Origin of the sequence: Bradyrhizobium sp. SSBR45G (assembly GCF_030159255.1) — a bacterium.
GTDB lineage: Bacteria > Pseudomonadota > Alphaproteobacteria > Rhizobiales > Xanthobacteraceae > Bradyrhizobium.
Map to the genome: position 1 here is coordinate 107,417 of NZ_BSCT01000027.1, position 11,497 is coordinate 118,913.

Below are 11,497 nucleotides of genomic sequence, written 5' to 3' on the forward strand. Positions count from 1 at the left end.
CTGGCCTTCGGGCTAGTCATAGTAGCTAGAGTATAGCGCATTAGCGATGGCATCCGCCCACAGATATCTGACTGGGCCAGGCTTAATGGAAGCAGCCTTCGCCAGCCTTTCTCCTTCTTCGGCAATCCGAGTCATGCTCGCGGCAAGCTCTCGGTGGATCTCAGCCCAAATCTTATACGCCATCTCAGACCTTTCGTCTTGACTGCGATAGAGGCGCAACTCCTCATCTGCTTTAGCTAGATCATCTGCATGCTTAATAACCAAATGAGTCCAAATCGTTCTGGTATTCGCTACCCAGCACACATCCGGGTTGAGCATGCAAGACGCCTCGGAGCCTACCCCGATCTTAAGATACTGAATGGCAGCCTCCCTGATTAGTTCAGGAACTTTTCTAGCGTTTTTCAATTCGATGAATTTTTTCGCGATTCCAACAACTTGATCAATTGAATTTCTGTTATTCGTAAGAATCTTAGGTCCAAGCTTATGTTCGTCAGCACTGTAGTTGCCTGTGGGATCGCTGATGCCAAGTAACAGGTAGACGAACTGATCAAAGTCGCCATTGCCGTAAAATCTCAACAGCTGGCGATGAATCCGAACCCTGCTGTCATATTGATTGCGTACGTCGCGCCAATCAAGCTGGCTCAAGGCCGACATCTTTATCTGCTCCCCAGAGCGCAAATTGCTACACGCGCCCCCCTGAGATCACGGGCCAAGGCCAGCAGCCCTAAATGGAGTTCATTCGAGTATAGGCGGATATGCATATGCGGAAGCATTACAAACCTCTACTTTTCCCCGAATTTTCTGGATTTTCTCAACTTAGGCGAGCGGCTTTACTTCGGCAAGGGCTGCGCGGCGAATGCCGACGGATAGGTCGATCAGATCCGGTCACCTGAGAGGATTCCGAGGATTTCACTTTTGAGGTTCGTCGACGGCAATTGCAGTCTCACTGCTACACAACGGTTAGCGTCCTTAGTCGAGAGCTACGATCCGGATATTCTTGGTGGCGAACGTCAGCTGAAATTGATCGTGCCGCGACAGGATCAATTGCATTGCCTATTCGCGATTCACGATTCGCGCCGCGGCGCACAACCTCAGTTCGGAGACTAGACACCCGCGCTCACCACGACACGCCAGCTGTTGGACGCTGCTTGGCAAGTGAGGAACAATCTTTTCCACGGAAACAAAATGTATCCCGCCGACCGGGAGCGGGATGCCGCCCTGATGGCGGTCATCGATGCCATCATGCAGCGCACACAAGATCTATCGTCTACCTTTTACGCCCCGCAGTCTTAGGACCGCGCCAGGACGACGAATGGTTGTGATTTTGGGCTTCATCCTGTAGTTCCTTGCTGGCATTGACGCGGAAGCATTGAACCGCTCTGACGTAGTACTCTGACCGCTGATTCTCATACATTTCATACGCCGTCTACGCGTCGAACGTCGACCCATTCGGTGGCGCTGCCTCATCCCACCTATGCCCGTAGGTATCGGAGTTCTTTATGGCGAGCACGGCAATTCTCATCGGCAATAGCGAGTATAGCTATCAGACCACGCTTGCATGCTGCCGCGACGACCTTGCCGCGATGAAGCAACTCCTTGAGGCAACGCAGAAATATGACGTGATCTGCGTAATCGAAAACGCGGACGCGGATTCATTGAAAAAGCAGCTACGCGATGCGGTTGACCGCGTCCTATCTCCGACCGAGCTGTTCTTCTATTTCACAGGACATGGACACGGACTTGAGGGTGAGCTTTACTATTGTGCGACCGACTTCATCGCGACGCAACCTAATCAAACCGGTCTATCCACAAGCGAGCTCCATACGATTTTACGCTCTGCCAATGCCGCGCTCGTCGTAAAGGTTATCGATGCTTGCCAATCGGGCACGCGGCTCATCAAGGACACGGCGAGCTATTTTGCCATGCCGAAGAGCGATTTTCAGGACATTTTGCAAATCGCCTCGTCTCTCGAAACACAAAATTCGTCTACCGGCGATCCGCTCAGCGTTTTCACGGCGAAATTCCGCGAAGCAGCCCTCAGGAAGACGGAGGGCGCGGTTCTCTATACCGACATTATCAATGTCTTGCGCGATGCTTTCATTGGAGATGAGGATCAAACGCCTCATTTTATTGTGCAAGGCACAGGGCGGCAGCAATTTGTCGACGATGCCAAAAAGCTCGATGCGCTACGTCAGACCCTGGACGCAGCACGCGAAGCTGCGGCGCCTCCGCCTGCGGTTCCCGCGGTTGTCGAACGCGCTCCCTTATCCCTGCTTGATCGACTTCATGCGGCGGAGAAGAAAGTCGTGACACCCAAATTGATGTCGCAATTTATCGGAACGTTCTTCGATCAATTGCAAGCAAGAATTTCTACCGATGAATTTGCCGAATTTTTCGAGCTCGAAAAAGTTGAGCATGCCCGTTTCGCGGAATCCACTACCGAACAGTTTATTATTCGCGTCCTCACCAAAGAGAGGCGAGCTGATAATTTTGTCACGGCTCATTACGAACGCAAGCTGCGCAATAATTTCCTCCTGGGGGCCGCGTGGGATTTGTTGAAAAGCGGAATCCACGACGAGGAATGGGATCTCCGGCTGAATTGCACAATGGAGCGGACGCAACTCAAAATCACGTTCACGCCAAAGTTTGCCAATCTGCAACGCGTGACGCTCGTAGTCACTTGCGCGCCCAGCCTTGATTTTTGCTACATTTTTGAGTTCGCCACCCAGCACATGTTGCGCGATTTCGGCGTGTATGAAAGCGCCGGGCCTGAAATCGCGCGCCGCTGGTGGAAGCGCAATTGGGCTGAAGGCACCGGCAGCATCGTCGACGAAATCTCAAAGAAACTAGAAGAAGTCGTTCGTCTCCAGTTGGAGAGCGCGGAAAAGCGGTTATCCGGCGAAACGGGCGCCGACTCTTGACGCGATCTTGCGGCACCTTACGCTCACGCGACACATTGGCCTCGGCATGGCGGGCGACATTTTCACAACCACGCTGGATGACTAGCTGAAATGGCGCCTCCACAAGGTGCTCTTCGTGCCGCGGGTGTCGTGGTGCTTCGACTACAAGCACGAGCGCCGGGTTCGCCGCGGCGAAATCTAACAAGAAGTTATCTATGACGCTGCCTTGGCTTGATCATCAGCTTGCAGATTTGAGCGCCCCGACATCGACCTTCCGCATCCCACCCATGCCCAAACTGCCCGTCGTGCCAGTTTGCCGCATTCCGTCGGGCAAATTCCGGCTTGTGTCGTCGGGCAAATCACCACGATCATCCGGCCCGTCCCGCGCTCACTGAAGGGGCGTTTCGCGATCGTCACGGACCGTGGAGCGTGGGATGCGGTGGCCGCTTTGGGGTCGGCGTGCGCGTTTCGCGTGCGGACGAACGAGCCCGGGGCGGACGGTCAAGACGTGTGGTCCCGACACCCCGACGCTGGTGTCTTGGTCGGCGGCGATGCCGATGACGGGGGCAAGCAAGCCCGGTCCCCTGGGAGAGCACGGAGCAGCCGTTCAAACCATCGCGCAGGGAAGGCCGGTTGTTCGGCCAATCCTGTGGTGACTGCCGCCTGCTTTTCTTTCTGCAGGCGGGCCATGGGTGCGGCCTGCACCCGGCCTTCCCTGCGCCCTTCTCCTGGAAGGGCGTGCCCAGAAGCAAAGCTCGGACGCGAAAACGCGCCGCGAGGCCGATGAGCCACGCTTACAGGTCAGAGATGTCAGGGTGAGCGCCGGGAAGAATGGCGCTCCCTAGGGGAATCGAACCCCTGTTTCAGCCTTGAGAGGGCCGCGTCCTAACCGCTAGACGAAGGGAGCGTGAGGTGAACCGCATAGCCTCGAAATCGCCGCGCCGCAAGACGGGGGATGCAGAATTTGTGTGCCCCAAGGGTCTTTCCCCGTGGGGACCCCCACCCCCGACCCCTCCCCGCAAGGGGGAGGGGAGTGGACTGCCCGGGTGGTGGAGGGACGTGGTCATCAATGGGGATGGAAACAGCCGGCCGCGGCGGCGGTGGGCTCCCCTCCCCCTCTTGCGGGGAGGGGCCGGGGGTGGGGGCCGCGAGTCCCGCTCGACGTGGAGAGCGTCCGCGTCGCGTGCCTTTACGGCTCCACGGCGAAGCGGAGGCGGCCGGTGGGTTTGAGGGTTTTGGCGTCGAAGGTGCGGATCTCGGTGGCGCCCCCCACGTCCAGGGTGACCGCCAGGCGGTCGCCGGCGGTGCCGGTGGCGACGATGCGGGCGCCCTTGGGCAGGGTGGCGGTGAGGTCGGGGCCGGAAGCAGTGCTTCCATCGCCGCGGAAAAGACGATAGCCGATGGCGACCAGAAGCACTGCGATCGCGACCGAGGTGGTCACGCCCGCGATCATCATCATGCGCCGCAGCCGCGCCATCAGCTGGGCCTGCTCGGGCGAGGTCGGCTCGGGCGCAACGGTAGAATTCATGGACATCTCGACTTCACATCCTCAGGGCATCATGACGGTCACGGTCGCCGGCGACGAAGGCTCGCCGCGGCTCGATCGCGTGCTCGCGGTCCGGCTGCCGGAGCTGTCGCGGTCCCGGCTGAAGGCGCTGATCCTGGCCGGTCAGGTCAGCCTCGGATCGGGCGCCGTGCGCGACCCCGCTTATCACGTCGCCACCGGCGACACGATCACAATCGACGTGCCCGAAGCCGCACCTGCAGAGCCTGCGGCCGAGGCGATCCCGCTCACGATCGTCTACGAGGACGACGACATCGTCGTCCTCGACAAGCCGGCCGGGCTCGTGGTGCATCCGGCCGCCGGGCACGAGACCGGCACCCTGGTGAACGCGCTGATCGCGCATTGCGGGGCCAGTCTTTCGGGGATCGGCGGGGTCAGGCGGCCGGGCATCGTGCACCGGCTGGACAAGGACACCACCGGGCTGATGGTGGTGGCGAAGAACGATATGGCGCACGCCTCCTTGAGCGCGCAGTTCGCCGATCACGGCCGCACCGGCGCGATGGAGCGCGGCTATCTGGCGTTCGCGTGGGGGCTGCCGCACCGGCCGCATGGCACCATCAACGCCGCCATCGACCGCCATCCGCATGCCCGCGACAAGATGGCGGTGCGGCCCAAAGGGCGCGAGGCGATCACCCATTACGAGGTGCAGGAGAGTTTTACCGGCCGCGACGGCAAGCCGATCGCCGCGCTGATCGCCTGCCATCTCGAGACCGGGCGCACCCACCAGATCCGGGTGCATCTTTCTCATCTCGGCCACCCGCTGCTGGGCGATTCCGTCTACGGCCCGCACTTCAAGACCAAGGCGAATCAGCTCGCGCCGGAGGCACGCGCGGCGCTCGACGCGCTCGGGCGGCAGGCGCTGCACGCCTATCTGCTGGTGATCGAGCACCCCCGGACGGGAGAAATAATGCGCTGGGAATCAGCGCTTCCGGAGGATCTTTCGCTTTTGGCGGAGGCCCTCCGAGCGGCGCTATGACGCAGGGCGTTCAGAAAAACGCAAGTATGTCAAAACGTTAATGCAGCCACACGGGGTCGTGACCCCCGGAATCCTTCCACGAGGTGCAAATTTTGGTGTATGTTGCGCCTGCGTCGAATGGTCGACGCATGGAACGTCGCAAACCGATTGGCTTTAACAAAGCGACCGATTTGCCTGGCCCGCCGCTATCGGGGGCCTGAACCAACTGGAGGGCGCTCAATGGCCCGTACAGCTACGCTGCCGGTTCTCAACGGAGAATCCGGACTTTCACGCTACCTCGCCGAGATCCGCAAGTTCCCGATGCTGGAACCGCAGGAGGAGTACATGCTCGCCAAGCGTTGGCGCGAGCATGACGACAGCGACGCAGCGCATAAGCTCGTGACCAGCCATCTCAGGCTCGTGGCCAAGATCGCCATGGGCTATCGCGGCTACGGCTTGCCGATATCCGAAGTCGTGTCGGAAGGCAATGTCGGCCTGATGCAGGCTGTGAAGAGGTTCGAGCCCGAGAAGGGCTTTCGCCTCGCCACCTACGCCATGTGGTGGATCAAGGCGTCGATACAAGAGTACATCCTGCGATCGTGGTCGCTCGTGAAGATGGGCACGACCGCGAACCAGAAGAAGCTGTTCTTCAACCTGCGCAAGGCCAAGAGCAAGATCTCGGCGCTGGATGAAGGCGATCTGCATCCGGATCAGGTCCAGCTGATCGCGAAGCGCCTCGGCGTGACCGCTCAGGACGTGGTCGACATGAACCGCCGCCTCGGCGGCGACGCCTCGCTGAACGCACCGATCCGCGACGACGGCGAAGCGGGCGAATGGCAGGACTGGCTGGTCGACAACTCGCCCAACCAGGAAGCCATCATGGCCGAGCACGAGGAGTACGACCACCGCCGGCAGGCGCTGAACGGCGCGATCGGCGTGCTCAACGCCAGGGAACGCCGCATCTTCGAGGCGCGGCGCCTGGCAGACGAGCCGATGACGCTCGAGGACCTCGCCGCCGAGTTCGGCGTGTCGCGCGAGCGCGTGCGCCAGATCGAGGTGCGCGCGTTCGAGAAGGTGCAGTCCGCCGTCAAGGGCGCCATCGCCCGGCAGGAGGCGGCGACCCTGGAGGCCGCGCACTAGAGGCGCGGCGTTCGGCTTGAAGGTGGTTTTTGGAAGCGATCGGAGCCGGCGGAGACGCCGGCTTCTTGTTAGGTGAGCTTTATTCGGGTGCGGCGCGCGCGAGCTCGGCGAGCGCACAGCCCTCGCAATAGCGGGCGTCCTTGTAGTCGATCCAGTTGTGCGCATAGATCCGCTCCTGCGGGATCTGATAACGCAGCCGGAGCAGCTTCGAGAGAATGCGCCACGCGGCGATCTGGGCCTCGGTGGCAGGGGTCGTGACGTCGGGATAGTTGCCGGCGAACTCCACGCCGATGGAATTGTCACGCACCACCTTGCGATAGGTCGGTGCGTTGTCGATATAGCGGTTGTCGTTGCGATTGGCGCCGTCGCCGTGCAGCGTGACCAGGGTTTCGGGCACCGCCCAATACACCGTGCCGTCGGTTTCCACCCACAAGGTGACGCCGCGCCGTTTCGGGTTCTTGGCCTGCGCGAGCGCCCCCGATCGCGCCGACCCCGCCGGGCCTTCGGTCTGGTGCACGATGATGTTGGTCCAGGGATGGGCCAGGTGCGGATCGCCCCATGGCGCGAGCCAGACGATCTTCAAGCCCGGAATATCCGGCGTGCCGGACGAGCGGGCGAGCGCGGCGAGGTCCTCGGCCATGACGGGCTGAGGGAGCAGGAGAACGAGCAGCGCCAGCGCTGCGCGACGGGAGATCGACGACGGCCTCATGGCGGCAACGATAGCACCGCTCACTCGGCGGCGGCATCCTGTCGAGGTTGGGGCGCAAGCATCGCCTCGATCGAATCGGGCGCGAGCGCGGGTGCGTCGAGATCGCCTTGGTAGACGGCAAAGCCGTTCTTGCCGTCCCTCTTGGCCGCATAGAGCGCCTGATCCGCTCGCGCCATGAGACGGTCCGGGAAGGCGGCGACATCGTGCGTCCATTCGGCGACGCCGATCGACACCTCGATCGGGACATCGTTGCCGGCGCAGGCCTCGGCATCGTCGCGGCAGACCTGCAGGATGCGCCGCGCGATCATCGCGCCTTCGCTCATGCCCGACGACGGCAGCACGATGCAGAACTCGTCGCCGCCGGTGCGGGCCAGCATGTCGCCGGGCCTGAGCCGGGTCTGCGCCATCAGGGTGAAATGCTGCAGACAGGCATCACCCGCGGCATGGCCATGATTGTCGTTGATGAGCTTGAAGCCGTCGAGGTCGATCACGAGCAACGCGAATGGCCGGCCAGACCGCTCCGCGCGCGCGCACTCCTCGGTCAGCCGCTGCATCAGGTGGCGGCGGTTGGCGACGCCGGTCAGATCGTCGAGCAGCGCCAGATCAGCGACCTCATTGCGCAGCCGGTCCACCGCCATCAGGAGAAAGCCAAAGTTGAGCGACATCGACAGAAAGATCAGCAGCAGCACCGCGGCCGCCTGGCCGGAGCTCGAACGACCGAAGCTGACATCGGCGCCGATGAAGGCGCCTGCGGTACGTACGGCGAAGACCGCGATGATCAGGATCGACAGCACCCCCGCGAGCCGGGCCCCGGGATTGATCGCTCCATGGCGGGGATCGAGCACCAACCGTGCGATCACCGCCATCGGCACCGCCTGCCCCAGCGAGTAGCACAGGATCCGCAGCGCCCCATTGTCGTAGACGTAGACGAAGAAGGCGATCGACGCGCAGGTCAAACCGACGACGGCAGCACTCAGTCGCCACGAAGCCTTCCGGCCGTAGAAGCGTTCGACGCCCATCGCAGCGAGGCAGATCGCTGATGTCATCACGGAGGCGGCGGCCAGGAGCGGGGCAAAGGAGCCGAAATAGAAGTGCGCCAGCGCACACAGCGCCGCGGGTGGGCACATCAAGGCGGAGGCCGTCCAGAAGCGCGCCGATTCCAGATTGGGATAGCTGCGCATCACATAGGCCCAGATCAGGCCCAGTGCGAGGAAGTTGACCACGAAGGCGGTCCACAGCGTCGGAACGTTCAACATCCCGACCGCAGGACGCCGCGGGTCCCGTCCTCAATGTTCAGCAACGCAGCGCTCATGACGTTCTCTGTTGTTCGCGGTAACATGAGCGCCGCGCCCTTAAGGCTTCCTCAATCGCGCCGCCAAGATCGCGCCTTGGTTTTGAATCAATGAAGACACGATTTGCCGGACGTTAACCCTGCCTCCCCGGCGCGTGCGAACGGCGTACGGCGTTGCTGCACGCAGCGAGCTGTGGATAAGGGTACCGGCGCTGGTGACAGCGTGAGGCAGAGCCTCGCGAATCTGCTGGGATCAACTCCCGAGGCTGATGCATAGCTGGCCCGCGCCGGCGAAGGCCTCGAAGTCGCGTTGCAATCCATCAACTCCTGACGAGGATTCCATGGCGAAGAAAGCGAAGAAGGCCGCGAAGGCGACCAAGAAAGCGGCGAAGAAGACCAAGAAGGCTGCCAAGAAGAAGTAGCTGCACTCCCCGGGTGGGAGCGCGGCTTCCACCCGGTCTCTGCTCCCGTCCCGCCCCCTCGCTCCGCATTTCCATACAACTCCCCGTCCCGTTCGTATTCCCAGAAATGGGACGGCTTCGCCGACCGGTCAAGGCGACCCGAACCGGGACCGGCCCCTTATTCCCCGAACCTGCTCTGCAGCTCCGGCGCGCGCTCGAGCGTGACCTCGGCCTCGCGCAGCACGTCGAGCGGCGCCCACGGCTTGGCCCAGAACTTGGCATCTCCGGGCAGCGACTGCGACAGCGGACGGCCCGACGTCACGACGATGTTGATATGCGGGTGGAGCCTCTTGGCGGCGTGCGCGAGCTCGATGCCGCTCATGCGCCCGGCGAGATTGACGTCGGTCATCAGCAGCACCACGCGGTTGCCCGGCTTCCTCAGCACCAGCTCCGCCGCCTCGGCGCTCTCGCAGGCAATCACATCGTAGTCGCTCTCCTCGAGCAGCAGAGCGATAATCTCGCGCTGCGCCGGATCGTCCTCCACGATCAGAGCCGTTGCGCGAAAGGGCTGTGACTGTCCCATCAAAACACCTCCATAAATTCCGTCAGTGACGTAGGTTAAAAGCAAAGCGGCCGGATGGTTCGGTTCCAATGCGGGAAAGTGACGCAACGTGATCGGAAAATTAGGAACGGCCGGCGGAACCGACGACAGGGGGCGGATGCAACGATGACGGCAATCAACGGAGCGGCGGCGGTCACGGGAGCGGCCAGCGGCATCGGCCGCGCGCTGGCACAGGAGCTGGCCGCGCGCGGCTGCGATCTCGCGCTCGCCGATCGCGACGAGGCCGGCCTCGCCAGCCTGGCGGCGGAGCTCGCCGCGCATCGCCGCAAGGTGACCACGCACCGGCTCGACGTCAGCGATCCCCCGGCCATCGCGCAATTCGCCGCCGACGCGGCGGCCGCCCATCCCTCGCTCAACATCGTCGTCAACAATGCCGGCGTGGCGCTGTTCGGCGGCTTCCACGAGATCGACCAGGCCGAGATGGACTGGCTGTTCAACATCAATTTCTGGGGCGTCGTGCACGGCACCCGCGCCTTCCTGCCGCATCTTTCGCGCCAGCCGGCGGCGCACATCGTCAACCTGTCCTCGATCTTCGGCATCATCGCGCCGCCCGACCAGTCGGCCTACGCCGCGGCGAAATTCGCAGTGCGCGGCTTTTCCGAGAGCCTGCGTCATGAGCTCGCCATGGCGAACAGCCCGGTCAGGCTGTCGGTGGTGCATCCCGGCGGCGTGGCGACTGCGATCGCGCGCAATGCCCGCGCCGGCCGCGGCATGACCGACAATGCGCGCCGCGTGCAGTCGATCGAGCGCTTCGAGCGTATCGCCAAGACCAGCCCGCGCGATGCGGCGCTTCGCATCATCGCCGGTATCGAGCGCAACGAGCCACGCATCCTGATCGGTGGTGACGCCCGCTTCCTGGATCTGCTGCAGCGGTTCATGCCGGGCACCTATTGGAAGGTGATGGCGAAGCGGCTGGAGAAGGCGGCGGCTGAGGACAAGTAAGCTGGCGTTTCGACGTGTTCTGCGCTGCCGCTCCTTGCGCAGAAGTCGGAACGGAATGCCCACCCTCCCCTGGAGGCGGAGGGTCGATCGCACGCGAAGCGGGCGAGCGGGGTGGGGTGATGTCTCCACGAATACTCTGCATGCGGAGACATCACCACACCCCGCCTCACGTCTCGCTCCGCTCGTCGTGAGGCGACCCTCCGCCTCCAGGGGAGGGTGGGAGCCAGGCATCTGCAAGCTCGTTCAAGCAGCCGCTCGTCGGCACGACAAGAATGTCGTTGATCGTTCTCGCGGCGCGTGGTGCGTCCGAGCTTTGCTGAATTCGTTCGCCCTCATCGATTGGAGGGCGCAGGGAGAGCCAGGCCTCGGCTGAGGCCTGCGGCCCGCGTGCGAAAAGAAGTGCACGCGGCGGTTACCACAGGTTCAGCCGGACAGGCCCGGCCCTCCCTGCGCGATGGTCTGACGCCTTATACGAGGTCTCCCTGGTGCGCCGGGCTTGTTGGCCACCATCCCCACGCGAAGCGAAGCTTCGCCGTGAGTTGACACCAGCGTCGGGGTGTCGGGACGCCACGATTTCGGCGTGCGCACCGCTCCGTTCGTCGGCGCGGACAAAGCCACGCTGCGGAGCGCTACGCCCATCGCATCCCAGCCCGCGCCTCGTGACGATCGCGAAACGCCCCTCCGGCGGGCCAGGACGAGCGGAAATGTGCGCGCGATTTGCCCGACGGTGCAAGGGCTCATCATGCGACAAACTAACACGACGGGCAGTTTGCGCATGGCGGATATGTGCCGAGCTCTCTCGGCGTGACATTGGCGATCGATGTTGCGCTCGCCTGCCTACAGGTCGTCATGGCCGGGCTTGTCCCGGCCATCCACGTCTTTCGGCACGCTGGGAAAGGCGTGGATGCCCGGGTCAAGCCCACGGCTGTCCGGTTTAGAATGAGTGGACAAGGCGCATGGCGTGGATTCTTCT

At 62.6% G+C, this 11,497-nt stretch carries 10 protein-coding genes and 1 tRNA gene; 5 read left to right on the top strand and 6 right to left on the bottom strand.

What is annotated here, in order from left to right; translation table 11 throughout:
* Positions 1–12: 12 nt before the first annotated feature.
* Positions 13–654 carry a hypothetical protein gene (locus QQL87_RS26325; RefSeq protein WP_284421921.1) on the bottom strand — a complete coding sequence of 214 codons (642 nt, stop codon included), beginning with the start codon at positions 652–654 and terminating at the stop codon, positions 13–15.
* 845 nt (positions 655–1,499) lie between these two features.
* On the opposite strand from QQL87_RS26325, the gene QQL87_RS26330 reads away from it, so the two are divergent.
* On the top strand, positions 1,500–2,921 hold the full coding sequence (locus tag QQL87_RS26330) for a caspase family protein (protein WP_284421922.1): 1,422 nt from the start codon (positions 1,500–1,502) through the stop codon (positions 2,919–2,921).
* An 811-nt stretch (positions 2,922–3,732) separates the two neighbouring features.
* Here the strand turns inward: QQL87_RS26330 and QQL87_RS26335 are convergent.
* Positions 3,733–3,807, bottom strand: a tRNA-Glu gene (locus QQL87_RS26335).
* Positions 3,808–4,089: 282 nt separating this feature from the next.
* A complete protein-coding gene (locus tag QQL87_RS26340) occupies positions 4,090–4,428 on the bottom strand; it encodes a hypothetical protein (protein ID WP_284421924.1) in 339 nt (112 codons plus the stop codon).
* Positions 4,429–4,459: 31 nt separating this feature from the next.
* On the opposite strand from QQL87_RS26340, the gene QQL87_RS26345 reads away from it, so the two are divergent.
* Both QQL87_RS26345 and rpoH read left to right on the top strand, forming a co-directional pair.
* The gene (locus tag QQL87_RS26345; RefSeq protein ID WP_284421938.1) at positions 4,460–5,440 is read left to right on the top strand and encodes an RluA family pseudouridine synthase; all 981 of its coding nucleotides are present in this window, start codon (positions 4,460–4,462) and stop codon (positions 5,438–5,440) included.
* A gap of 219 nt (positions 5,441–5,659) precedes the next feature.
* Positions 5,660–6,559: an RNA polymerase sigma factor RpoH gene (gene rpoH, locus QQL87_RS26350; protein WP_284421925.1), complete on the top strand. Its 900-nt coding sequence runs from the start codon at positions 5,660–5,662 to the stop codon at positions 6,557–6,559.
* A 79-nt stretch (positions 6,560–6,638) separates the two neighbouring features.
* Here rpoH and QQL87_RS26355 read toward each other — a convergent pair whose 3' ends face one another.
* Both QQL87_RS26355 and QQL87_RS26360 read right to left on the bottom strand, forming a co-directional pair.
* Positions 6,639–7,268 (bottom strand): peptidoglycan recognition protein family protein, encoded by a 630-nt coding sequence (locus tag QQL87_RS26355; protein ID WP_284421940.1) that lies wholly within the window; start codon positions 7,266–7,268, stop codon positions 6,639–6,641.
* Between the two features lie 20 nt (positions 7,269–7,288).
* Positions 7,289–8,524: a GGDEF domain-containing protein gene (locus tag QQL87_RS26360; protein ID WP_284421926.1), complete on the bottom strand. Its 1,236-nt coding sequence runs from the start codon at positions 8,522–8,524 to the stop codon at positions 7,289–7,291.
* Between the two features lie 304 nt (positions 8,525–8,828).
* On the opposite strand from QQL87_RS26360, the gene QQL87_RS26365 reads away from it, so the two are divergent.
* Positions 8,829–8,981 (top strand): hypothetical protein, encoded by a 153-nt coding sequence (locus QQL87_RS26365; protein ID WP_175345159.1) that lies wholly within the window; start codon positions 8,829–8,831, stop codon positions 8,979–8,981.
* A 157-nt stretch (positions 8,982–9,138) separates the two neighbouring features.
* On the opposite strand, the gene QQL87_RS26370 is transcribed toward QQL87_RS26365, so the two are convergent.
* Complete coding sequence (locus QQL87_RS26370; RefSeq protein ID WP_284421929.1) at positions 9,139–9,543, bottom strand: response regulator; 405 nt, start codon at positions 9,541–9,543, stop codon at positions 9,139–9,141.
* 144 nt (positions 9,544–9,687) lie between these two features.
* Here QQL87_RS26370 and QQL87_RS26375 point away from each other — a divergent pair, with 144 nt between their 5' ends.
* A complete protein-coding gene (locus QQL87_RS26375; RefSeq protein WP_284421930.1) occupies positions 9,688–10,524 on the top strand; it encodes an SDR family NAD(P)-dependent oxidoreductase in 837 nt (278 codons plus the stop codon).
* The last annotated feature ends 973 nt before the right edge of the window (positions 10,525–11,497 follow it).